The sequence below is a fragment of the Kitasatospora sp. NPDC058170 genome (genome assembly GCF_042883905.1).
In the GTDB taxonomy this organism is placed as follows: domain Bacteria; phylum Actinomycetota; class Actinomycetes; order Streptomycetales; family Streptomycetaceae; genus Kitasatospora.
This window is the reverse complement of sequence record NZ_JBHVUV010000020.1, coordinates 62,866-85,935: the sequence shown is the minus strand read 5'-3', so window position 1 is coordinate 85,935 and position 23,070 is coordinate 62,866. Positions and strand designations below refer to the sequence as shown.

Sequence of the window (23,070 nt, the reverse complement as noted above, 5' to 3'; positions counted from 1 at the left end):
TCCGGTTGACGATATGCGGGCATTCCCTGCCGCTTCCGGCCCGGTGACGGGCCGACGGACACCTGGCGGGGACGTACCCGGGGGAAGAGACAGTGAGCCGACCACCACATCGCACGGCGCCGTCCGCGCTTCGCCGCGGCGTGCTCGCAGGGCCGCAGCAGTCGACGCCCCCGCTTCCGCCGTCCCCACGTCGCTGATCGGCGGCGACCGGGCCCGGACTCCGTGCCGCCCCCGGTGTCGCCCCGCGGCGCTGTCGTCCCGACCGGCCGGCGCCTCGACCGCCCGACCGTCCAGGGTCCTCCCGCTGTCCCCTCCCCACGTCCCCCATCCTGCCCGGAGGCACCGATGAGCTACCCGCCCGACCCGAACAACCCGTACGGCCAGCAGCCCCCGCCGCCGCCCGGCTACGGCTACCCGCAGCAGGCCCCGCCGGCCGCCGGGTACGGCTACCCGCAGCAGCCGCCGCCGCAGGCCCCCGGGTACGGCGTGCCGCAGCAGCCGGCCTACGGGTACGCGCCGATGCCGGGCACCATCCAGGCGAACAACGGCTACATCAACATCGCCCACCTGGGCCCGGTGAAGATCGCCACCATGGGCCAGCGGTTCCTGGCCCGGCTGATCGACGGCGCCGCCGTCGGCGCGGTCTACGCCCTGTTCGTGGCGTTCGGCATGGCCAGCGCGCTGGGCATCGCCAACGACCAGGAGGACTGCGGCTCCAAGTACACCTACGGGGGCTCCAACTCGGCGTACCTCGACTGCCTGCACCAGAACCAGGACGCGGCCACCGGCTGGTTCGTCACGATCCTGATCATCTTCGGCGTGTTCTCGGTGATCGGCCTGCTCTACGAGTGGCTGATGGTGGCCTTCACCGGCGCCACGCTGGGCAAGCTGGCGATGGGCCTGCGGGTCGTCAAGGAGAGCGACGGCCAGGTCCCGGGGATCGGCGGCGGCTTCATCCGCTTCATCATCCCGATCGTCGGCGCGATCCTCTGCTACATCGGGGCCATCCTGGTGTACCTGTCGCCCTTCTTCGACAACTCCGGGAAGCTGCAGGGCTGGCACGACCGTGCCGCCGGCACCGTGGTGATCAAGAAGTAGCACGCGCACCGGTACGACAGAGCGGCCCGGCCCCCTCCGCGGAGGGGGCCGGGCCGCTCTGTCGTACCGTCAGCGCCTCAGCGGCTCAGCCCGTCAGCGGGCCGGTGCCGCAGCCGGTGCCTCAGTGGAAGAAGTGGCGGGTACCGGTGAGGTACATGGTCACGCCCGCCTCGGCGGCGGCCGCGATCACCTCTTCGTCGCGGATCGAGCCGCCCGGCTGCACCACGGCGCGGATGCCGCCGTCGAGCAGGATCCGCAGGCCGTCCGCGAACGGGAAGAAGGCGTCCGAGGCCGCGTACGCGCCCTTGGACCGCTCGCCGGCCCGCTCGACCGCGAGCTTCGCCGAGTCGACCCGGTTGACCTGGCCCATGCCGACGCCGACCGAGGCGCCGTCCTTGGCCAGCAGGATCGCGTTGGACTTGACGGCCCGGCAGGCCCGCCAGGCGAAGGCCAGCTCGGCCAGCTCGGCCGCGGAGAGCGCCTCGCCGGTGGCCAGCGTCCAGTTCGCCGGGTCGTCGCCCTCGGCGTGGATCCGGTCGGCGGCCTGGAGCAGCGCGCCGCCGGAGATCGGGCGCACCTCCCGGCGGTTGGCCGGCGCCTCGGGGGCGAGCAGCACCCGCAGGTTCTTCTTGCGGGCCAGCACCTCGACGGCGCCGTCCTCGTACGCCGGGGCGACGACGACCTCGGTGAAGATCGGGGCGATCTGCTCGGCCAGCTCGACGGTGACCGGGCGGTTGACGGCGATCACGCCGCCGTACGCGGAGACCGGGTCGCACTCGTGCGCCTTGCGGTGCGCCTCGGCGACGTCCGCACCGGTCGCGATGCCGCACGGGTTGGCGTGCTTGATGATCGCGACGGCCGGGGCCTCGTGGTCGTACGCGGCGCGGCGGGCGGCGTCGGTGTCGACGTAGTTGTTGTACGACATCTCCTTGCCGTGCAGCTGCTCGGCGCCGGCCAGGCCGCCGGTGCCGTCGCTGTACAGCGCGGCGCCCTGGTGCGGGTTCTCGCCGTAGCGCAGCACGCTCTGCCGCTCGTAGGAGGCGCCGAGGAACGCCGGGAAGGCGGCCTCCTCGGTCTCCGTGTAGCCGGAGGTCTCGAACCAGTTGGCCACCGCGACGTCGTAGGCGGCGGTGTGCGCGAAGGCCTGGCCGGCCAGGCGCTTGCGGGTCAGCAGGTCGAAGCCGCCCTCCTGCGCCGCCTTCAGCACGTCGTCGTAGCGGGCCGGGTCGACCACGACGGCGACCGACGGGTGGTTCTTGGCGGCGGCGCGGACCATGCTCGGGCCGCCGATGTCGATCTGCTCGACGCACTCGTCCGGGGTGGCGCCGGAGGCGACCGTGGCCTTGAACGGGTAGAGGTTCACGACGACCAGGTCGAAGGGCTCGACGCCCAGCTCGGCCAGCTGCGCGCGGTGCGACTCCAGCCGCAGGTCGGCGAGCACGCCGGCGTGCACGCGGGGGTGCAGCGTCTTCACGCGCCCGTCCAGGCACTCCGGGAAGCCGGTCAGCTCGGAGACCTCGGTCACCGGCACGCCGGCGGCGGAGATCCGGCCGGCGGTCGAGCCGGTGGAGACGATGGCGACCCCGGCGGCGTGCAGGCCCTGGGCCAGCTCCTCCAGACCGGTCTTGTCGTAGACGCTGATCAGCGCACGACGGATCGGGCGGATGTTCTCGGAGACAGGGGGGGTGGTGGAGCTGGCACTCATGCCGGGATCCATACCTTTCGGTCCTCGATGCGGTGACCCTCGCGGGCCAGCCGGCCCACGATGTCGACGAGCAGCTTGCGCTCGACTGTCTTGATGCGCTCGTGCAGCGCTTCGCCGCCATCGGCGTGGTCGGCGTCGGTGACCTCCACGACGCCCTGCGCGATGATCGGCCCGGTGTCCACGCCGGCGTCGACCAGGTGGACGGTGCAGCCGGTGACCTTCACCCCGTACGCGAGGGCGTCGGTGACGCCGTGGGCGCCGGGGAAGGCGGGCAGCAGTGCGGGGTGGGTGTTGACGATCCGTCCGGCGAACGCCGCGACGAACGCGGGGCCGAGGATCTTCATAAAGCCGGCGGTGACCACCAGGTCCGGCCGGTACGCGGCGACGGAGGCGGTCAGCGCGCCGTCCCAGGCGGCCCGGTCGGGGAAGTCCTTCGTCCGGTGGACGAAGGACGGCAGGCCCGCGCGCTCGGCCCGCTCCAGGCCCGCGATGCCGTCGCGGTCCGCGCCGACCGCGAGGATCTCGGCGCCGAAGGCCGGGTCGGCGGCGGCGTCGATCAGCGCCTGCAGGTTGGTGCCGGAGCCGGAGACCAGCACCACCAGACGGGCCGGTCCGGGCGTGCGGGGCGGGAAGAGCTGAGCGGGGGCGGCGGCCACTGCGCGATTCTCCGTAGGTTCGGTCGCCGTACGCTGGTACGTCCACCGGCGGTGGGGCCACTACGAACGGCAGGTCGAGCGAGGGGGAACACACGGGAAACCCGCCGCGACGCGGGCCCCGGGAACCGATGTGAGCTGCTGACCGTCACCACGATAACGGCTGGTCGGACGGCCTCCGAAACGGCCCAAGAGCGCTACGCGCGTAGTTGAGACGGGGATCTCCTCGGCGGCGGGGATCCGGATATCCGGGCGGCTCCGCGGCCCGCGACGGCAGGCCGCCGAAGGGCCCGCGCGCGACTGCGGGATCATAGGGTGCGCGGGGTACCCGTCGCACCGACCGAGAAGGAATGGCTGAACCATGAGCAGCGGTGACAGCACCGGCGAGCGCAACCCCTTCGCGCCGCCGCCGGCGGATGCCCCGGACCAGCCGTGGCAGCCGCGCAATCCCCGGCCCGACGGCTCGGAGAGCCCCGAGGGCGGCGAGAGTCCCGAGGAGCGTCCCCAGGTCCCGCCGCCGCACCCGTGGAGCCCCGGCTACCAGGGCGGCGGCTGGCAGCCCCGGCCGCCCGCCTCGCAGCCGCCCCGGCTCGACCCCGCCGACCCCGCCCAGCGCAAGGCCCGCAACGCGGCCCTGGCCGGGATGGCCGCGCTGGTCTGCGCGGTCGCCGGGATCTACTACGTCGCGCTGTTCCTCGGCGCGCTCGCCATCCTCTGGGGCGTCATCGCGATGCGCTCGCCCAAGCCGGCCGCCACCGCCGCCACCGAGGGGGCGCCCGGCGCGGCCGGCCCCGCGGCCGGCCCGACCCCCAACCCGCTGACCCCGGCGGCCCTCGGCGGGGTGCTCACCGGCGCGATGACGGTGGTCTTCGTGTCCGGCGTGATCGGGCTCAGCCTGTACTACAACGACTACGTCACCTGCGTGCGGGACTCGCTCACCTCCACCGGCGAGCAGAACTGCGACCGGCTGGCGCCCAAGTGGTACGTGGACATCGCCACCAAGGGCGACTGACCACCCGCCGCCGACGGATGCGAGCGGTCAGTCCGCGTCGTCCGTCGGCCGCCCCAGCCGCAGTACCACCGCGTACGCCCGGGCGCGCAGCAGCAGAGCGCTCCGGCGTGCGCGCACGGCGAACGCGCCGCCCAGCTCGTCGAGGCGCCCGGTGGCCGGGGTCCAGCCCCGGACCAGCAGCGCGCCGGGCACGGCCACCACCGCGAACCAGCCGGCCGCCGCCAGGCCGGTCCGCCAGGGCACCGGGCCCAGCTCCGCCATCCGACCGCCGGCCAGCGCGCCGCCGGAGAACCAGCCCAGGGCCGCCGCCGCGCCACCGGTCAGCAGCGCCGCCGCCAGCGCCGCCACGGCTGTCGCCGCCGGGTGCCAGGGGGCCGCGGCGCGCTCCGCCGCTTCGTCCTCCCCGCCGTCGCGGCCGTCGTGGCCGTCGAGTCCGTCGCGGCTGTCGTAGCCGTCGTAGCCGTCGTAGCCGTCGAGTCCGTCATGCCCGTCGCGCCCGTCGTGCGCGGGGCCGGCCGCGGCCGCCCGGCCGAGCAGCAGGGCCGGTACCGCCCCGGCCAGCACGGGCAGCAGGCAGACCAGCAGCCGCCAGCCGCCCGCGCCCGGCTCCGGGAGCAGCGCGAACAGCGGGAACTCGGGCACCGGGCCCAGCGCCGCGCCGGAGGGCGCCACCACCGTCCCCGTGCCCGCCGCGAACCCCGGTCCCAGCGCGTACGCGGTACCCCAGAGCACCGCGTTCGGCAGCAGGAGCACGCTGAGCAGCAGCAGTCCGGCCACCGCGGCCGGGCCGTGGCCGAGCGCCGCCGTCGCGGGCCCGCCGCCGCCCACCGCGGCCAGCACCGCCGCCACCGCGACCAGAACGGCCCCCGCCGCCACCAGTCCGGCCAGGGCGGCCAGCGCCGCCGACCGGATCACCGGCGCGGCCCCGACCGGGCGGGCCCAGCCGGGCACGCGGTCCAAGGCCGGCCACCGGGGGGCGCCGGGTCCGGCGGAGCGGTCGGGTCCCGTGGAGCGGGCCGGCGGGTGGACCGCTCGGCCGGCTGCCGTCCGGTGGGCCGACCGGGCGCCGGCGGCCGTCGCGGCGGCGGCCAGCAGGGCCACCACCAGCACGTCCGGCAGCACCCGTGCCCGGAACAGCCCGGCTCCCGAGCACTGCACCACCACCGCGAGCGCCACCGCGCAGTAACCGGCCCACACCGCCACCGGACCGCCCCAGCGGGCCCGCGCACCGCGCCTGGCCGCCACCCGGGCACCCGCCCGGTGGAGCTGGCCCACCGCCAGCAGGCTGAGCAGCAACGGGGTGACGGTCAGCGGGGCGTCCAGGCCGCCGCGCAGCACCGGGGCTCCGTGCCCGAGCAGCCAGAGCGCCCCCGCCAGCCGGGCGGCACCGGCCGCGCCGTCGTCCGCGTACGGGGTCACCACCCAGAGCCCGAGGACCGGCACCGCGACCACCGCCAGGCCGAGCAGCGCCGTCCGCACCCCCGCGAGCAGGTCGGCCAGAACGGGTCCGGCACCCAGTTCGCCCGGCACTTCCAGGATCGGACGGCCCATCAGCTGCGTCATGCGCCTCATGGTGCCAAGGCGACTCGCCATGCTCCGTGAAGAGGCAAACCGCCGTCGTGTCCCAGATTATTGGCTTATGCGCATTTTCAGACCCTGCCCCCGCGCCGTCGCCGCCAGTCCGGCCCGGAGCGTCTGATGACCACGCCGCCGACCGCCGAGCGCCCCACCGACGCCACCGACGCCACCGACGCCGCCGACCAGTCCTCGCCGCCGAGCCGCCCCGGAAAGGCCCGCACCGGACGCGGCCGGGCCGCGAAGGCCGCCAAGGCCACCCGCACCAGAGCCGCGGGCCCCGACAGCGGGCCCCCGCCCCCACCGGACGCGGCCCTGCTGCTCCGGCAGCTGACACCGCGTGAGGCGCAGGCCCTGGCCCACCTCGCCGCCGGCCTGGACGCCGCCCAGTCCGCCGCCGCCCTGGGCGTCACCCCGGCCACCGCCAGGAGCCACCTGCAGCGGGCCATGCGCAAGCTCGGCACCCGTACCCAGGCCGAGCTCGCGGCCTTCGCGGCGCTGCTGAGCACCCCTCAGGCGTCCCCGCCGGGCCCGGCGCCCGACCGGCCCGCCGAGAGCGGCGCCCGGGGCTCCGGACCGGCCACCGCGCCGCAGGGCTCCCCGGGTGTCGGGGCCGGTACCGCGCACCGGGAGGTGTCCGCGGCAGCAGGCGACGGCGGCCACCGGGGCGGCAGGCCCGCGCCGGGGGGCGACGGCCCGCAGAAGCCGCAGGCCACCCGGCCGACCGGCAGACCGGAGGCGGCCGCCGCCCGGCCGGGCACCGACCGGAAGGATGCCGGGTCCGGTCCTTCCGCTCCTCCCATTCCTTCCACGCCTTCCATGCCTTCCACCGGTACCGCCGGAGACCGCGGCCGACCCCGCACCGGCCGCGTCGACGGCGCACCGCACCCCGACCCGCGCAAGCCCGCGGCCGCCGCCACGCGCACCGGCACAGGCGCAGACACCGGCACATCCGGCCGGCGGGCGGTGGACTCCGCTGCCCCCTCGACCACCCCCGCCACCCCCGCGGCTCCCGCCGCCACGCGCGACGGCGGCCGCCGTACCGCCGACCCGGCCCGGTCCGCACCGGCCGGCGCCGCCGGGCCCGGAGGACGGCCGGGCAGGCAGGCCGCCGGGCCCGCCCCGGCGGGGCCAGGCGGGCAGGGCCGGGTCCGCCAGGGCGGCCGCCGTACCGCCGACCCGGCACCGCCCGCGCCGACCCCCGCCCCCGCCCAGGCCGCCCCCGCCCGGGCCGCCGAGGCCGACGGGCCGGTCACGGCCGCCACCGCGCCCTCCTTCGAGGAGCTGTACGAGGCCGCCCACACCCGCCTGGCGCAGCAGATGTTCCTGCTCACCGCCTGCAAGCACCGCGCCCTGCACTGCGTGCGGCGGGCGTTCGGCGAGGCGGGACGCCAGTGGGAGGAGGTCGCGGCCGGGCCCGATCCGGAGGGGTGGGTGCGGGTACGGGCCTCCGAGGCGGCGCTCTCGCCGTGGCACCGGGGCGGCCCGCGCCGCGCGCACGCGTGGCGGCTCCCGCACCGCCGGATCAAGGTCCGCCCGGCCGACGAGAGCCAGGCCGTGCTGCCCGACCACGACCGCCTCACCGACCGCGACCGCGCACTGCTCAAGGCCCTCAAGCGGCTCTCCCGCCCGCAGCGCCGGGCCCTGGTGCTGCACGACGGCCTGGGCCTGCCCGCCGCGGCCATCGCCGTCGAGGTGGAGTCGACGCTGGCGGCCGCCGAGGGCCGGGTCTGGGCGGCCCGGACGGCGCTGGCGCAGTGGGTGCCGGACCTGGTGGGGACCGACCCGGCCGCCGAGGGCTTCGCGGACCGGCTGAGCGGGCTGCTGCACCGGGCGGCCGTCCGGGGCTGCCCCGCGCCACACCGCCCGCCCGTACCGCTGCTGCGCGCCCGGCACGGGCTGCGCAACGCCACCCGGACCGGGGCCGCGGCCCTGCTCACCGTCGCGGTCGGCGGAGCCGCGGTGGCGACGCTGGCCGGGGGCGGCCCGGCGGCGCTGTTCCGTCCGCCCGAGGCACCGGCCCCGACGCTCTGCGCCCCGACCGGGGGCGACGGCGCCCTGCCGCTCGTCCCGGCCGGCCCGCCGACCGGCGTCCTCAGCCTGTGGTGCAGTCCGACCCCGGGCCTGCCGCCGGTGGTGGTGGACCCGCCGCCGCCCCGGGACCGGCCGTGGCGGCTGCCGACCGACAGCCGCGCCGCCGCCGCACTGCCCCCGCCCGGGACGGTCGCGGCCGGCCCGCTGTCCTGCACCCGCTGGTCGCTGCACCCCTGCCCGAGCGACCGCTGAGCGCCGCGCGCCCCCGGGCGGAAACGTCGAGCGCCCCCGCCCGGAGTCCGGACGAGGGCGCTCGACGAGCGGGCGGCGTCAGCCGCCGATGATCTCGCGCGCCAGGCGGGCGGTCTCGGACGGCGTCTTGCCGACCTTGACACCGGCGGCCTCAAGGGCCTCCTTCTTGGCCTGCGCGGTGCCCGAGGAGCCGGAGACGATGGCGCCGGCGTGGCCCATGGTCTTGCCCTCGGGGGCGGTGAAGCCCGCGACGTAGCCGACGACCGGCTTGGTGACGTGCTCGGCGATGTAGGCCGCGGCACGCTCCTCGGCGTCGCCGCCGATCTCACCGATCATCACGATGATCTCGGTCTGCGGGTCCTCCTGGAACGCCTTGAGGGCGTCGATGTGGGTGGTGCCGATGACGGGGTCGCCACCGATGCCCACGGCCGAGGAGAAGCCGATGTCGCGCAGCTCGTACATGAGCTGGTAGGTCAGGGTGCCCGACTTCGACACCAGGCCGATCTTGCCGGCCTGGGTGATGTCGGCCGGGATGATGCCGGCGTTCGACTGTCCGGGGCTGATCAGACCCGGGCAGTTCGGGCCGATGATCCGGGTCTTGTTGCCCTTCGAGCCGGCGTAGGCCCAGAAGGCGGCCGAGTCGTGGACCGGGACACCCTCGGTGATGACGACCGCGAGGCCGATCTCCGCGTCGACGGCCTCGACGACGGCGTCCTTGGTGAACTTCGGCGGCACGAAGATGACGGTGACGTCGGCGCCGGTCTTCTCGATGGCCTCGGCCACGGAGCCGAAGACGGGCACGTCGGTGCCGTCGACGTCCACGGTGGTGCCGGCCTTGCGCGGGTTGACACCGCCGACGATCTGGGTGCCGGAGGCGAGCATGCGGCGGGTGTGCTTCATGCCCTCGGAGCCGGTCATGCCCTGGACGATGACCTTGCTGTCCTTGGTAAGGAAGATAGCCATGGTGTTAAGTCCCCTTCCTTACTTGGCGTTGGCCAGCTCGGCGGCGCGGTCGGCCGCACCGTCCATGGTGTCCACGCGCTGGACCAGCGGGTGGTTGGCGTCGTCCAGGATCTTGCGACCCAGCTCCGCGTTGTTGCCGTCGAGGCGGACGACGAGCGGCTTGGTGACGGCCTCGCCCTTCGACGTGAGCAGCTCCAGGGCCTGCACGATGCCGTTGGCCACGGCGTCGCACGCGGTGATGCCACCGAAGACGTTGACGAAGACCGACTTGACGTCGGGGTCGCCCAGGATGATCTCCAGGCCGTTCGCCATCACCTCGGCGGACGCGCCGCCACCGATGTCGAGGAAGTTGGCGGGCTTGACGCCGCCGTGGTTCTCACCGGCGTAGGCGACCACGTCGAGGGTGCTCATGACGAGGCCCGCGCCGTTGCCGATGATGCCGACCTGGCCGTCGAGCTTGACGTAGTTCAGGCCCTTGGCCTTGGCAGCGGCCTCCAGCGGGTTGGCCGCGGCCTTGTCCTCGAGCGCCTCGTGGTCCGGCTGGCGGAACTCGGCGTTCTCGTCCAGGGAGACCTTGCCGTCAAGCGCGATGATCTTGCCGTCGCCGGACTTGATCAGCGGGTTGACCTCGACGAGGAGCGCGTCCTCGGCGATGAAGACCTTCCACAGCTTCTGCAGGACATCGGCGACCTGGTCCGCGATCTCCGCCGGGAACTTCGCGGCGGCGACGATCTCGGCGGCCTTCTCCGGGGTGCAGCCCTCGTTGGCGTCGACCGGGATCTTGGCGAGCGCCTCGGGGTTCTCCTCCGCGACGACCTCGATCTCCACACCGCCCTCCACGCTGGCCATGGCCAGGAAGGTGCGGTTGGTGCGGTCCAGCAGGAAGGAGACGTAGTACTCCTCCTTGATGTCCGCGGTCTGGGCCAGCATCACCTTGTGAACGGTGTGGCCCTTGATGTCCATGCCGAGGATCGCCCCGGCCTTGGCGACGGCGTCCGCCGGGTCGGCGGCGAGCTTCACGCCACCGGCCTTGCCTCGGCCACCCACCTTCACCTGAGCCTTGACGACGGCGCGGCCGCCGAAGCGCTCCGCGATGGCGGCAGCGTCTGCGGCGGTCTCGATGACATCACCGTCAAGCACGGGCACACCGTGCTTGGCGAAGAGGTCCCTCGCCTGGTACTCGAACAGGTCCACGTGTTTGTCCTTGTTCGTGGTCGCGGATTGTGTCTCTACGAGCGTGCCACGGCAGGATCTTCGCTGCGGGTCGTCGAGGCGGTGCGGGTACGCAGAGGTACGGCCTTGCGGCCCACACAGCCACGGGCGCACACGTCAATCAACACGCGCGTCACGTCCGTCTGGCAGGTTATCCCCGGACGACGGGAGTGTTTCGCCCGGGGCCGTCCCGTCCATGGTGAGAACCGTCACAGGCAGAGCACGAAGGTGTGCGGCGCGCCCTGCTCAGCGGGTGGGCAGGTCAGCGGTGCAGGCGGGTGGCGGTTCGCCCGTCCGGGTGAACCTGCGGGCCGCCGTCCTACGCCTGCCGGTCCGGCACCGGGATCGGGCGCTTCTCGATCGCCGCCGCCATGATGTCCGGGAAGGCGTCCGGTGTGCACGCGAACGCCGGGGCGCCGAGTGCGGCCAGGGCCGCGGCGTGGGCGTGGTCGTACGCGGGCGCACCTTCGTCGGAGAGTGCGAGCAGCGCGATGAACTGGACGCCGGCCGCCTTCATCGCCGCCACCCGCTTCAGCATCTCGTCGCGGATTCCGCCCTCGTAGAGGTCGCTGATCAGCACCACGACGGTCTCGGACGGGCGGGTGATCCGCGACTGGCAGTAGGCGAGCGCCCGGTTGATGTCGGTGCCGCCGCCGAGCTGGGTCGCGAACAGGACGTCCACCGGGTCGGCCAGCTGCTCGGTGAGGTCGACCACCGAGGTGTCGAAGACGACCAGCCGGGTGTCCAGGGTCCTCATCGAGGCGAGCACCGCGCCGAAGACCGCCGAGTGCACCACCGAGGGGGCCATCGAGCCGGACTGGTCGATGCAGAGGATGACGTCCTTCTTCACCGCGCGCTGGGCGCGGGCGTAGCCGATCAGCCGCTCGGGGACGACGGTGCCGTGCTCGGGCAGGTAGTTCTTGAGGTTCGCCCGGATGGTGCGGTCCCAGTCGATGTCGCGGTGGCGCGGGCGGTTCACCTTCGCGCTGCGGTCCAGCGCGCCGCCCAGGGTGGCCCTGGTCCGGTCGGCGAGCCGGCGCTCCAGTTCGGCGACCACCTTGCCGACCACCGCGCGGGCGGTCTCCCGGGTGGTCTCGGGCAGCGCGTGCTTCAGCGAGAGCAGGGTGCCGACCAGGTGCACGTCCGGCTCGACGGCCTCCAGCATCTCCGGCTCCAGCAGCAGGCGGTCCAGGCCGAGCCGGGTGATGGCGTCCTGCTGCATCAGCTGGACGACGGTGGACGGGAAGTACTCCCGGATGTCCCCCAGCCAGCGCGCCACCTGGGGCGCCGACCCGCCCAGGCCCGCACTGCGCCGACCGGCCCGACCGGCCCGGCCCTCCTCGGGCGCCCCCCGGTACAGCGCGGCGAGCGCCCCGTCCATCGCGGCGTCCCGGCCCCGCAGCGCGCAGCCGGTGCCGTCCGCCTCGCCGCCCAGCACCAGTCGCCAGCGGCGCAGCCGCTCGTCGGCGGCGAGGGGGGTGGTCACAGCCATCGGGTGCTCCTTCGTGGGGCGGGTGGAGAGGGACGGGCGGAGAGCGGCGGGCGGAGCGGAGCGGGTGCCGGCCGGGCCGGGCCGCCCGCTCCGCCACCGGGTGTCAGGTGTCGCGCCCGGAGGCCTGCTTCGGGATCCGCGGACGCTCCGCCGGGGCCGGTGCGGGCAGGCCGAGCAGCAGGGCGAGCACGGGAAGGGCGGCGTCCGCGCGGACCGGGTCGAGCCCGGCGCCGGCCGGCTCGGCCGCCCGGTCCGGCTCCGCGCCGAGCGGACCGGCCGCGACCCGGCTGCCGACGGTGTTCCGCACGCCCGCCTCCAGGGCGGAGAAGGTGCGGCGCAGCAGCGGCAACACATCGGTGAACACCTCGCCCGGGACGCCCGTCAGCCAGGCGTCGAGCAGGCCGAGCAGCCGGGGGTCGTGCAGCAGCAGGGCGCCGCCGCCGGTGAGGAAGCCCTCGATCCAGCCGGCCGCGTCGGCCGGCGCGTTGGCCGCCGAGAGGACCAGGCCCATCCGGCGGCCCGCCTCCTCGGAGTCGAGCCGGCCGTCGTCCAGCAGCAGCCGGACGGCGCGGCCGCGCAGCAGGCCGGGCACGCCCGTCGCCGGTCCGCCGGACGGCTCGCGGCGGGCGAGCGCGCGCAGCGTGCCGGCCCACCGGTCGGACAGCTCCCCCTGGGCCCCGGCGGGCTCCAGCAGGGCGATCGCGCCGTGCACCTCGTCGAGGTGGCCGCGCAGCACGGCGGCGCCGGCCGCGTCCAGGCCCACGCAGGCGGGCGGCAGGCCGACGCAGATCCGGTCGGCCAGCCCGCCCGCCACCTCGGCGAGCGCGCCGTCGTCGGTGCCCCGGACGTCGCCGTAGCGCAGCGCCCGGACCAGGGCGGGCAGGGCGCCCGCGAGATGCGCGACGTCGGTGTCCAGGGCCGCGCAGTCCGCGAGCACCCGCATCACGGCGGGCAGCGCCCGGCCCAGTCCGGCGAGCAGGCAGGTCTCCACCAGGCCGGTCAGGTCGGCGAGCTCGACGGCGGCGCGGGCGGCGCCGACGGCCTTGCCGGTCGCCGCGTCCTCGACCGTGGTGCCCCACTGGGCGGCCTCGGCGATCCGGACGGCGAACTCCGGCTCCCAGCGCAGCAGCCAGCTCTCCCGGAAGGTGCCGGTCGAGTTCACGGCGGAGCGGCTCGGCACGCCCCAGTCGACGCCGAGCAGCCGCAGCCGGTGCAGCAGCCGCGAGCGGGCCGCGTCGTTCTCCTTGCGCAGGTCCAGGTCCAGCTCCCGGGGCTCCGCCTGCGGCTTCAGCCGCAGCGAGCGCTGCAGCCGGTCCAGATCCCGCTGCAGCGGCACCGCCGGCGCACCCTGCGGCACCTCGCCGAGCGCGTCGCCGATCACCAGGCGGTCGTGCACCAGCGCCAGGGCGACGTCCGAGCCGTCGCACATCACCGACCGTACGGCGTCCAGCGTCTCGGTCAGGCCGGCGAGCGGGCGGCCGCGCATCACGGCCAGGGTGCGGGCCAGCCGGACGGCCTCGATGACGTGGGCGGAGGAGACCGGGTGGTCCTCGGCGCGCAGCAGTGCGGCGGCCCTGGTGAGCCAGCCGGGCAGCGGGTCCCCGGTCGCCGTGAACAGGTGGTGGTACCAGCCCGGCGAGACGATGCCGGCGCCGTAGCCGGTGGCCTGGGAGAGCCTGCGGTGCGTCCAGGGCACCCAGGTGACGTCCGTCCGCACCTTCTTCGGCAGGCCGGCGAGCAGCGCCCGGTCGTGGGCGGCGGTCGGCATCACGGCCAGCGCGGGCACGTGGAACGCCCCGCACACCACCGCGATCCGCCGGTGTCCGGCCCGGCGGGCGGCCCGGATCTGCTGGCGCATGTAGGCCTCGCGCAGGTCGTCGCGCCGGGCGGAGCCGCCGCCGAGCCCCTGCTCGCGCAGCGCGGTCATCGCCTCGGCGACGGCCGTGAAGGGGGCGAGCGGGTCCGAGCCCGGGGTGCGGTGCTCGATCACGTCCTCCCACCAGCGCTCCGGGTCGTCGTGGCCGGCCGCCTCCGCGAGCAGGGCGATCGGATCCCCGGACGTGCCCCCCGGCACGCCCGGTTCCTCCTGCGCCCGCTCCTCCTGTGGCTGCCCCGGCTGCGTCTGCCCTTCCGGCGGCCGGTCCTCCTGCGGCGCGAAGCCGTAGGCCGCCGGGAGGTCGATGAAGCGGACGGGGAGTCCGAGTTCGACGCCGTACCGGATCGCCACCCACTCCGGGGAGAACACCGCGTAGGGCCAGAACGCGGCCTTGCCCGGGTCGTCCACGGCGTGGGCGAGCAGGGCGACCGGCGGCACCATGTCCTTCTCGGCCGCCAGTCCGATGATCGGGTCGGCCTCCGGCGGGCCCTCGATCAGCACCGCGTCCGGCCGCAGCCACTCCAGCGCGGCGGCCACCGCACGCGCCGAGCCCGGGCCGTGGTGCCGCACCCCGAGCAGCGTCACCTCCGTGCTCACGGCCGGGACCCCCTCGCTCCGCTCGTTCACGCGCCCTCCCTCCTCGAACTCTCGAAGTACCGTCGGCTCAGCGGGCGTTCTCGCGGGCGGCGCGGTAGAAGTCCTTCCAGCCGTCACGCTCGCGGACGACCCCCTCGACGTACTCGTGCCACACCACCTGGTCGGCCGCCGGATCGCGGACGACGGCGCCGACGATGCCGGCCGCGACGTCACCGGCCCGCAGCACGCCGTCCCCGAAGTGGGTGGCCAGCGCCAGGCCGTTGGTGACCACCGAGATCGCCTCGGCGGTCGACAGGGTGCCGCTGGGCGACTTGACCTTCGTCCGGCCGTCCACGGTGAGGCCGGCCCGCAGCTCGCGGAAGACCGTCACCACACGGCGGATCTCCTCGGCGCCGCCGGGCAGTTCGGGCAGCTCCAGGGAGCGGCCGAGCTGGCCGACCCGGCGGGTGACGATGTCCACCTCCTCCTCCAGCGAGCCGGGCAGCGGGAGCACCACCGTGTTGAACCGTCGGCGCAGCGCGCTGGACAGCTCGTTCACCCCGCGGTCCCGGTCGTTCGCCGTGGCGATCAGGTTGAAGCCGCGCACGGCCTGCGTCTCGCCGCCCAACTCCGGCACCGGCAGCGTCTTCTCCGACAGGATGGTGATCAGACTGTCCTGCACGTCCGCCGGGATGCGGGTCAGCTCCTCGACCCGCGCGATCTTCCCGTCCGTCATCGCCCGCATCAGCGGCGAGGGCACCAGGGCGTCCCGGCTCGGACCGTGCGCCAGCAGCTGGGCGTAGTTCCACCCGTAGCGGACCGCCTCCTCCGGCGTACCGGCGGTGCCCTGGACCAGCAGCGTCGAATCGCCGCTGATCGCGGCGGCCAGGTGCTCCGACACCCAGGTCTTCGCGGTACCCGGCACCCCGAGCAGCAGCAGGGCGCGGTCCGTGGCCAGCGTCGTGACCGCGACCTCCACCACCCGGCGCGGTCCGATGTACTTGGGCGTGATCACGGTGCCGTCCGGCAGCTCGCCGCCCAGCAGGTAGGTGGCGACGGCCCAGGGCGACAACCGCCACCGCTCCGGGCGCGGACGGTCGTCCTGGGCGGCCAGCGCGGCCAGTTCACCGGCGAACGCGTCCTCGGCGTGCTGCCGCAGAACGTCGGTCATGGGGGCTCCTTCAGGTCGGCCGCCGGACACACCTGTGGCAGGCGACGGGGTGATCAGAGGGGAGCATCGGCGCAGATGACGACAGAGCGGCGTCCCGACCTGCGAGAACCACTCTGCACCCGACCACTGACAATTCTGACCGGACCTCAGTTCGACCGGTCGGCCTGTCAGTGCCTCCCCCTAGCGTCGTCACCATGGAGGAACGCTGGAGCACCGAACACGTCCTGTCCCTGGCACCTGACGCCGCCTCGCGCAAGGCCGCCGGCAAGCTCTCCGCGCCCGCGCCCTGGTCGGGCGCCGGCACCGACGGCAGTGCGCTCTGGGGGGAGTGCAAGGGCAGCGGCAGCACGCCGTACCGAACCGTGGTCGAGCTGGCCACCCCCGCCTACCAGTGCAGCTGCCCGAGCCGGAAGTTCCCGTGCAAGCACGCGCTCGGGCTCCTCCTGCTCTGGAGCGGCAGCCCCGAGGCCGTCCCCGACGGCGCCGAGCCCGCAGGGTGGGCGTCCGACTGGCTCGCCGAACGCCGCGACCGGGCCGAACAGCGCGCCGCCAGGGCGGAGAGCGCCCCCGACCCGGCCGCCGCCCGCCGCCGCGCCGAGCGGCGCGCCACCCGGGTCGCCGCCGGCGCCGCCGAACTGCGCCTGCGGCTGGCCGACCGGATCCGCCACGGGCTCGCCGACCAGTCCACCGCGGGCCCGTGGGAGGAGGTCGCCGCCCGGATGGTCGACGCCCAGGCCCCCGGCCTGGCCACCCGCGTCCGCGAACTCGACACCACCCCCCAGCACCGCCTCCTGGAGGAGTACGCCCTGCTGCACCTGCTCGCCACCGCCGCCACCCGGGTCGACGACCTGCCCGCGCCGCTCGCCGCCACCGTCCGCGCCCGCGTCGGCTACACCACCAGCACCACCGAACTCCTCGCCGGCCCCACCGTCCGCGACCGCTGGCAGGTCCTCGGCAGCCGGGACACCTCCGACGACCGCCTCACCACCCGCCGGGTCTGGCTGCGCGGCGCCAAGACCGGCCGCCCCGCCCTCCTGCTCGCCTTCGGCAGCCCCGGCCAGGCCCCCGACCTCGCCCTGCCCACCGGCCACTTCCTGGAGGCCGACCTCGCCTTCCACCCCGGCGCCCGCCCGCTGCGCGCGGCCCTCGGCGAGCGCTACGCCGCCCCCGAGCCCGCCCCGCCCGCACCACCCGCCGGCCTCACCCCCGCCGAGGCCGTCACCGCCTACGGCGCCGCCGTCGCCGACGACCCCTGGCTCGACTCCTGGCCCACCGTCCTCACCGGCGTCGTCCCCGTCCTCACCCCCGACGGCTGGCACCTGACCGACAGCCGCCACACCATCCCCGTCCACCACCCCGGCACCCCCGAGTCCGCCCTCTGGCGCCTGGCCGCCGTCTCCACCGGCCGCCCACTCACCCTCTTCGGCGAACACGGCCACCGGGGCTTCACCCCCATCACCGCCTGGACGGCCGAGGGCCGCGCCACCGGCCTCACCACCGCCTGAGGCGGCCGACACCGCACCGGCAGACCCACTAGGCCGGACAGGGCCTAGGCCCCGACCGAACCCGCAGGAGCCCACATGCAGCCCGCCCTCTGGGAACCCCTCCACACCACCGCCCTGCTCGGCACCGACCGCCGGCCCCTGCCGCCCCTCCCCGAGGCCGGCCCCACCCACCACGGCGTCGACCGCACCGACCCCGCGACCGCCCTCCTCGAACTCGCCGCCCTGGAGACCGTCCGCCGCCGCGCCGGCGCCCTTCCCACCCCCGCCGCCGAGCCCCCGGGCGCCCCCGCCCCCGAGGACCCCCGACCCGAGCTCCCCACCCCCGCCGCCCGCCGTCTCGCCGTCCTGCTCAGCAGCCGCAGCGGCAGCGCGGCCGGCTCCCTCGCCAACCTGGCCGAACTGCTCCCGCAGTGGCTCACCACCGCCCGCACCCGCGGCTACCGCCCGCCCGCCGCCCTCGTCCCCGCCCTGCTGGACGCCGCCCGCGCCCGCAGCGAACTGCGCCCCGACGCGGTCGCCCTCTGCGGCCCGCTCGGCCGCTGGCTCGCCGCCCGCAACCCCGACTGGCGCTTCGTCCTGCGCACCGCCGACGCGACCACCGCCCCCGGATCCGCCGCCGACGGGGACCACCACCTCTGGCACGAGGGCCTGTTCGCCGAACGCGTCACCCACCTCACCCTGCTGCGCCGCACCGACCCGGCCGCCGGTCTGGCCCTGCTGCGGAGCACCTGGCCGACCGAGCGCGCCGAGGACCGGCTGCTCTTCCTGGACGCCCTCCAGGACGGCCTCTCCCCCGCCGACGAGCCCTTCCTGGAGGCCGCCCTCGGCGACCGCAGCAAGAACGTCCGCGCCACCGCCGCCGAGCTGCTCTCCACCCTGCCCGGCTCCGCGCTGGCCCTCCGGATGGCGACCCGCGCCCGCGCCACCGTCCGCCTCTCGGAGCGCGGCACGCATCTGCTCGTCACCCCGCCCGCCGAGTGCGACCCGGCCATGCAGCGCGACGGCATACCGCCCAAGTCCCCGACCGGGCGGGGCGAACGGGCCTGGTGGTTCGGCGAGGTGATCGCCGCCGCGCCCCTCGCCACCTGGCAGGAGGCCACCGGTCTGACGCCCGAGCGGCTCCTGGCGCTGCGGGTCGGCGACAGCATCGACGAGACCAGCAGCAGCTGGGCCGACGACCTGCGCGAGGCCTGGGCCAGGGCCGCCGTCCGGCAGCAGGACGCCGACTGGGCCCGCGCCCTGCTCGGACCGGCGCCCGGCGGCCGCGGCCGGGGCGGCCGGGCGGCCCGCACGGCCGGCGCGCCCGCCAAGCTGCTCTCGGTGCTGCCGCCCGCCGAACGGGCCGTCTGGACGGCAGCGTTCATCGAGGTGCACGGCCTGGGCGAGGCCTTCCAACTGCTCGGCGCCTGCGCCACCCCGTGGACGCCGCCGCTGTCGACCGCCGTGGTCGCGGCGCTGGAGCGGGCGACCGCCTCCGGCGCGTACCCGTGGAGCCACAGCGGGGTGCTCGGGATGACCGAGCGCGCGCTCTCACCCGGGGCGGCGGCCGCCGTCGAGGCGCTGGCGGCCACGGCCGCGCCCGCCTCGGCCTGGGCCGAGACCTTCGCCCGGCTGGCCGGCACCCTGCGCTTCCGGGAGGCGATGCTCGCCGAGCTGGGCGCCTAGGGCTTGTCTGACAAGCCCTAGACCGTCCGACGAACTCAGCCCGCGGCCCGCAGATTGGCCTCGACCCACGCGACCACGTCCCGGGTCGGCGTGCCCGGGGTGAAGATGTCCGCGACGCCCATCGCCTTCAGCTCGACGATGTCGTCCTCCGGGATGATCCCGCCGCAGAAGACCTTGATGTCCTCCGCGTCGCGCTCCCTCAGCAGTTCGAGCACCTTGGCGCAGAGCGTCATGTGCGCACCGGAGAGGATCGACAGGCCGATGCCGTCCGCGTCCTCCTGGATCGCGGTGTCGACCACCTGCTCGGGCGTCTGGTGCAGACCGGTGTAGATGACCTCCATACCGGCGTCGCGCAGGGCGCGCGCGATGACCTTGGCGCCGCGATCGTGACCGTCGAGCCCCGGCTTGGCGACCACCACACGGATCGGCCCTGAAACACCCATCACTGCCTCCTGGACCTCGTCGTCCATCACCCCACCGGACCTCGTCGGGCGCGGGCGCGGTTAACCAGCAATAACAAACCTGAGGGGAGGGTAGCGCCACCCTGACCGGTTGGCCGTGCCACCCCTCAAGACGAGTGGAAAATCACAGGTCCGCGCCCCCGTCCGGACAAGTCCCCGACAGCGGGGGCGATTCCCGGCCACCAGGAGTCCGCCGGGCCTCTTGACATCCGGACTTTTGTCCGGATGTCGGCGTTCCGGCTACAGTCTCGGCTGTTTTCCCCCCTCGCCCGACGACGCGCCCGAGGCCCACCAGGAGGCAGCCCCCGATGGCTCCCGACGCAGCCGCCCGCCCGACCCGAGCGGAGCTGCGCATGGCCGCCCGCGAGCAGTCGCGCGCGCAGCGCCGCGACGCCGCCAAGGCCGCCACCCGGACGGCCCTGCTGCGGGTCGCGCTGCCCTCGGTGGCCGCCCTCGGGGTCGCCGCCGCGGCCGCCGTGACGGTCCAGGGCGAGGCCGACCAGCAGCGCGCGCAGGCGGCCGGCCGGCTGCCTGCCCAGGCCACCGCCCCCGACACCGCGAACACCGCCGTCACGGCCGCCCGGCAGGCCCTGGCCACCGGCGACGTCGAGCAGGCCTCGCGCGGGGACGCCCGCCAGCCGCTCTCCGGTGCGCAGCCCGCTCCGGGCGAGCCGTCCGCCGTCCCCGCCGCCGAGGCCCCCAAGCCGCCGGAGCGCCCCAAGGTCTCGCTGCCCGTCGCCCAGCGCGGCCTCGGCGAGACCTTCGGCGCGGCCGGTACGCACTGGGCGGCCCGGCACACCGGCATCGACTTCCCGGTGGACGGCGGCACCGAGGTGATGGCCGTCACCGACGGCACGATCCGCACCCAGTGGAACCCGTCGTACGGCTACATGACGATCCTGAAGATGGCGGACGGCACCGAGGCCTGGTACTGCCACCTGCGCGCGTACAAGATCCGCAAGGGGCCGGTGAAGGCGGGCGATGTCATCGCCTTCGTCGGCAGCAGCGGCAACAGCACCGGCCCGCACCTGCACTTCGAGATCCGCCCGGCCGGCGGCGGCGCCCCCGTCGACCCGCTGCCCTGGCTCCTCGCCCAGGGCGTCGACCCGCGCTGAGCCGGGGCCCGCACGGATCGACGCCGCCCCCGGACCGTGTCGGCCACGGCCCGGGAAGCGGACCCTAGAGCTTCTCCACCGGCGCGTAGCGCAGCAGCAGCTGCTTGCGCCCGTCCGTGCCGAAGTCCACCGTGGCCTGCGCCTTGTCGCCGACGCCGGTGGTGGCCACCACCGTGCCCAGGCCGAAGGTGTCGTGGGTGACGCGGTCCCCGACCGCCAGCGCCACGACCTCCCGCTCCACGGCCCGCCGGGCCGACTGGCCCCAGCCCGCCTTCGGCGAGGCCGCCGCACCGCCGCGCGCCGACCCGCGCGAGCCGCCGCCCGAACCGGCGAAGCCGCCCGAACCGCTGGAGTACCCGCGCGAGGCCGGCGCCGAGGCGGCCCCCTTGCGCTTCCACTCCACCAGCGTCTCCGGGATCTCCTCCAGGAACCGCGAGGCCGGGTTGTACGCGGGCTGGCCCCACGCGCTGCGCAGCACCGACCGCGTCAGGTACAGCCGCTCCCGCGCCCGGGTCAGCCCGACGTACGCGAGCCGCCGCTCCTCCTCCAGCTCCTTGACCTGGTTGAGCGCCCGCATGTGCGGGAAAATGCCGTCCTCCATGCCGGTCAGGAAGACCACCGGGAACTCCAGGCCCTTGGCGGTGTGCAGGGTCATCATCGTGATGACGCCCTGGCCCTCCTCGTCCTCGTCCGGGATCTGGTCCGAGTCGGCGACCAGCGCGACCCGCTCCAGGAAGTCGGCCAGCGAGCCGACCGGCGGCGCGCCGTCCTCGCCCGCGTCGGGCCGCTCGCCCGGGTCCTGCTCGTACTCCAGCGCCACCGAGGCGAGCTCCTGGAGGTTCTCCACCCGCGTCTCGTCCTGCGGGTCGGTGGAGGACTGCAGCTCCGCGAGGTAGCCCGTCTCCTCCAGCACGGCCTCCAGCACCGCGGCCGGCCCGGCACCGGACGCCACCACCTGGCGCAGCCCGGCCAGCAGCTCGTTGAACTTGCGCACCGCGTTCGCCGAGCGCGCCGCCATGCCGTACGCCTCGTCGACCCGCACCAGCGCCTGCGCGAAGGAGATCCGCTCGCGCGAGGCCAGCGCGTCGATCATCGCCTCGGCCCGCTCGCCGATGCCGCGCTTGGGCACGTTGAGGATCCGGCGCAGCGGCACGGTGTCCTCCGGGTTGGAGAGCACCCGCAGGTACGCCAGGACGTCCCGGACCTCCTTGCGCTCGTAGAAGCGCACCCCGCCGACCACCTTGTAGGGCAGGCCGACCCGGATGAACACCTCCTCGAACACCCGGGACTGGGCGTTGGTCCGGTAGAAGATCGCGACGTCGCCGGGCTTGGCGTCGCCCTTGTCGGTGAGCCGGTCGATCTCCTCGGCGATGAACTGGGCCTCGCCGTGCTCGTCGTCGGCGACGTAGCCGATCACCTTCTCGCCGTGGTCACCGGCCGTCCAGAGCTTCTTCTCGCGCCGGCTGGTGTTCCGCTCGATGACGGCGTTGGCGGCGCTGAGGATGGTCTGGGTGGAGCGGTAGTTCTGCTCCAGCAGGATCGTCGTCGCGTTCGGGTAGTCCTCCTCGAACTGGAGGATGTTGCGGATCGTGGCGCCGCGGAAGGCGTAGATCGACTGGTCGGCGTCACCGACCACGCAGAGCTCGGCGGGCGGCACCTCGGAGAGCCGTCCGGCCGCCGGGTTCACGAAGTCCCCGTCGACGGTGCGCTTGGGGGCGGTCGTGGCGGTGCCCCCGCTGAGCTCGCGCACCAGCATGTACTGGGCGTGGTTGGTGTCCTGGTACTCGTCGACCAGGATGTGCCGGAACCGGCGGCGGTAGTGCTCGGCGACGTCGGGGAAGGCCTGCAGCAGGTTCACCGTGGTCATGATGATGTCGTCGAAGTCCAGCGCGTTGGCCTCGCGCAGGCGCCGCTGGTAGAGGAAGTACGCCTCGGCGAGCTTCTTCTCCGTCGGGTTGGCGGCCTGGTCGGCGTAGGTCTCCTCGTCGATCAGCTCGTTCTTGAGGTTGCTGATCTTCGAGGTGAAGGACTTCGGCGGGAACTGCTTCGGGTCGAGGTCGAGATCCCGGCAGACCAGGGACATCAGCCGCTGGGAGTCCGCCGAGTCGTAGATCGAGAACGACGAGGTGAAGCCGAGCAGCTTGGACTCGCGGCGCAGGATCCGCACGCAGGCGCTGTGGAAGGTCGACACCCACATGGCCCGGGCGCGCGGCCCGACCAGCTGCTCGACGCGCTCGCGCATCTCGCCGGCCGCCTTGTTGGTGAAGGTGATCGCCAGGATCTCGCCCGGCTGCACCCCCCGGGCGCCCAGCAGGTAGGCGATCCGGTGGGTGAGCACCCTGGTCTTGCCGGAGCCGGCGCCGGCCACGATCAGCAGCGGCGCGCCCGCGTGCAGCACGGCCTCGCGCTGCGGCTCGTTCATCCCCTCCAGCAGCTGCGCCGGGTCCACCACCGTCCGGGCCGCGCCGTTGCGGTAGTAGGCGTCCCGCTCGGTCTCGGCGGCGTGGTCGGTCTGGAAGAGCCCCTCGGGGATGGCCTCCTCGTACGCGTCGTACGGGAGGTCGTCCTCGTACGGCGGCGCCTCCTCGTCGAGGGGCGCGGCACCGCCGGGCTGCTGCTTCGACCCGGCGGCGGGCGCCTCGAAACCGGGGAGCGGAAGGTTGTCAAAGAGGCTACTCATGGCACTCCGAGTCTATGGCCAGGCA

At 75.1% G+C, this 23,070-nt stretch carries 16 protein-coding genes; 6 read left to right on the top strand and 10 right to left on the bottom strand.

The window, feature by feature from the left end:
* Nucleotides 1-345 precede the first annotated feature (345 nt).
* A complete protein-coding gene (locus ACFVVX_RS22900) occupies nt 346-1,098 on the top strand; it encodes an RDD family protein (protein ID WP_387948387.1) in 753 nt (250 codons plus the stop codon).
* A 121-nt stretch (nt 1,099-1,219) separates the two neighbouring features.
* On the opposite strand, the gene purH is transcribed toward ACFVVX_RS22900, so the two are convergent.
* Entirely contained in the window at nt 1,220-2,803 is a 1,584-nt protein-coding gene (gene purH / locus ACFVVX_RS22895; RefSeq protein ID WP_387948385.1) for a bifunctional phosphoribosylaminoimidazolecarboxamide formyltransferase/IMP cyclohydrolase, read from the bottom strand.
* Nucleotides 2,800-3,459 (bottom strand): phosphoribosylglycinamide formyltransferase, encoded by a 660-nt coding sequence (gene purN / locus ACFVVX_RS22890; RefSeq protein WP_387948383.1) that lies wholly within the window; start codon nt 3,457-3,459, stop codon nt 2,800-2,802. The genes purH and purN overlap by 4 nt, the downstream gene beginning before the upstream one ends.
* 358 nt (nt 3,460-3,817) lie before the next feature.
* On the opposite strand from purN, the gene ACFVVX_RS22885 reads away from it, so the two are divergent.
* On the top strand, nt 3,818-4,468 hold the full coding sequence (locus tag ACFVVX_RS22885; protein ID WP_387948381.1) for a hypothetical protein: 651 nt from the start codon (nt 3,818-3,820) through the stop codon (nt 4,466-4,468).
* A 27-nt stretch (nt 4,469-4,495) separates the two neighbouring features.
* Here the strand turns inward: ACFVVX_RS22885 and ACFVVX_RS22880 are convergent, their stop codons facing one another.
* Nucleotides 4,496-6,031, bottom strand: a complete 1,536-nt coding sequence (locus ACFVVX_RS22880) for a DUF6350 family protein (RefSeq protein ID WP_387948379.1) — start codon at nt 6,029-6,031, stop codon at nt 4,496-4,498.
* A 135-nt stretch (nt 6,032-6,166) separates the two neighbouring features.
* Here ACFVVX_RS22880 and ACFVVX_RS22875 point away from each other — a divergent pair, with 135 nt between their 5' ends.
* On the top strand, nt 6,167-8,329 hold the full coding sequence (locus tag ACFVVX_RS22875) for a sigma factor-like helix-turn-helix DNA-binding protein (RefSeq protein WP_387948377.1): 2,163 nt from the start codon (nt 6,167-6,169) through the stop codon (nt 8,327-8,329).
* A gap of 78 nt (nt 8,330-8,407) precedes the next feature.
* Here ACFVVX_RS22875 and sucD read toward each other — a convergent pair whose 3' ends face one another.
* The 5 genes from sucD to ACFVVX_RS22850 all read right to left on the bottom strand — a co-directional run bounded on the left by sucD (nt 8,408) and on the right by ACFVVX_RS22850 (nt 15,619).
* Nucleotides 8,408-9,292 (bottom strand): succinate--CoA ligase subunit alpha, encoded by an 885-nt coding sequence (gene sucD / locus ACFVVX_RS22870; protein ID WP_387948375.1) that lies wholly within the window; start codon nt 9,290-9,292, stop codon nt 8,408-8,410.
* A gap of 18 nt (nt 9,293-9,310) precedes the next feature.
* Nucleotides 9,311-10,486, bottom strand: a complete 1,176-nt coding sequence (sucC, locus tag ACFVVX_RS22865) for an ADP-forming succinate--CoA ligase subunit beta (protein WP_387948373.1) — start codon at nt 10,484-10,486, stop codon at nt 9,311-9,313.
* A 337-nt stretch (nt 10,487-10,823) separates the two neighbouring features.
* The gene (locus tag ACFVVX_RS22860; protein ID WP_387948371.1) at nt 10,824-11,996 is read right to left on the bottom strand and encodes a VWA domain-containing protein; all 1,173 of its coding nucleotides are present in this window, start codon (nt 11,994-11,996) and stop codon (nt 10,824-10,826) included.
* Nucleotides 11,997-12,099: 103 nt separating this feature from the next.
* Entirely contained in the window at nt 12,100-14,499 is a 2,400-nt protein-coding gene (locus ACFVVX_RS22855; RefSeq protein WP_387948369.1) for a DUF5682 family protein, read from the bottom strand.
* A gap of 37 nt (nt 14,500-14,536) precedes the next feature.
* Nucleotides 14,537-15,619, bottom strand: coding sequence for an AAA family ATPase (locus ACFVVX_RS22850; protein WP_387948367.1), 1,083 nt, complete (start codon nt 15,617-15,619; stop codon nt 14,537-14,539).
* A gap of 194 nt (nt 15,620-15,813) precedes the next feature.
* Here ACFVVX_RS22850 and ACFVVX_RS22845 point away from each other — a divergent pair, with 194 nt between their 5' ends.
* Entirely contained in the window at nt 15,814-17,124 is a 1,311-nt protein-coding gene (locus ACFVVX_RS22845; RefSeq protein ID WP_387948365.1) for an SWIM zinc finger family protein, read from the top strand.
* A 75-nt stretch (nt 17,125-17,199) separates the two neighbouring features.
* Complete coding sequence (locus ACFVVX_RS22840) at nt 17,200-18,789, top strand: DUF5691 domain-containing protein (RefSeq protein ID WP_387948363.1); 1,590 nt, start codon at nt 17,200-17,202, stop codon at nt 18,787-18,789.
* Between the two features lie 35 nt (nt 18,790-18,824).
* Here the strand turns inward: ACFVVX_RS22840 and ACFVVX_RS22835 are convergent, their stop codons facing one another.
* Entirely contained in the window at nt 18,825-19,232 is a 408-nt protein-coding gene (locus ACFVVX_RS22835) for a cobalamin B12-binding domain-containing protein (protein ID WP_387948531.1), read from the bottom strand.
* Nucleotides 19,233-19,558: 326 nt separating this feature from the next.
* Here ACFVVX_RS22835 and ACFVVX_RS22830 point away from each other — a divergent pair, with 326 nt between their 5' ends.
* Nucleotides 19,559-20,365 carry a M23 family metallopeptidase gene (locus tag ACFVVX_RS22830; protein WP_387948361.1) on the top strand — a complete coding sequence of 269 codons (807 nt, stop codon included), beginning with the start codon at nt 19,559-19,561 and terminating at the stop codon, nt 20,363-20,365.
* A gap of 64 nt (nt 20,366-20,429) precedes the next feature.
* On the opposite strand, the gene pcrA is transcribed toward ACFVVX_RS22830, so the two are convergent.
* Nucleotides 20,430-23,045: a DNA helicase PcrA gene (gene pcrA, locus ACFVVX_RS22825; protein ID WP_387948359.1), complete on the bottom strand. Its 2,616-nt coding sequence runs from the start codon at nt 23,043-23,045 to the stop codon at nt 20,430-20,432.
* Nucleotides 23,046-23,070 lie beyond the last annotated feature (25 nt).

Coding starts and splice junctions, on each gene's coding strand:
- ACFVVX_RS22900 (WP_387948387.1), top strand. CDS start 346: ATGAGCTACCCGCCCGACCCGAACAACCCGTACGGCCAGCAGCCCCCG.
- purH (WP_387948385.1), bottom strand. CDS start 2,803: ATGAGTGCCAGCTCCACCACCCCCCCTGTCTCCGAGAACATCCGCCCG.
- ACFVVX_RS22885 (WP_387948381.1), top strand. CDS start 3,818: ATGAGCAGCGGTGACAGCACCGGCGAGCGCAACCCCTTCGCGCCGCCG.
- ACFVVX_RS22880 (WP_387948379.1), bottom strand. CDS start 6,031: ATGACGCAGCTGATGGGCCGTCCGATCCTGGAAGTGCCGGGCGAACTG.
- ACFVVX_RS22875 (WP_387948377.1), top strand. CDS start 6,167: ATGACCACGCCGCCGACCGCCGAGCGCCCCACCGACGCCACCGACGCC.
- sucD (WP_387948375.1), bottom strand. CDS start 9,292: ATGGCTATCTTCCTTACCAAGGACAGCAAGGTCATCGTCCAGGGCATG.
- ACFVVX_RS22860 (WP_387948371.1), bottom strand. CDS start 11,996: ATGGCTGTGACCACCCCCCTCGCCGCCGACGAGCGGCTGCGCCGCTGG.
- ACFVVX_RS22850 (WP_387948367.1), bottom strand. CDS start 15,619: ATGACCGACGTTCTGCGGCAGCACGCCGAGGACGCGTTCGCCGGTGAA.
- ACFVVX_RS22845 (WP_387948365.1), top strand. CDS start 15,814: ATGGAGGAACGCTGGAGCACCGAACACGTCCTGTCCCTGGCACCTGAC.
- ACFVVX_RS22840 (WP_387948363.1), top strand. CDS start 17,200: ATGCAGCCCGCCCTCTGGGAACCCCTCCACACCACCGCCCTGCTCGGC.
- ACFVVX_RS22835 (WP_387948531.1), bottom strand. CDS start 19,232: ATGGGTGTTTCAGGGCCGATCCGTGTGGTGGTCGCCAAGCCGGGGCTC.
- ACFVVX_RS22830 (WP_387948361.1), top strand. CDS start 19,559: ATGGCTCCCGACGCAGCCGCCCGCCCGACCCGAGCGGAGCTGCGCATG.
- pcrA (WP_387948359.1), bottom strand. CDS start 23,045: ATGAGTAGCCTCTTTGACAACCTTCCGCTCCCCGGTTTCGAGGCGCCC.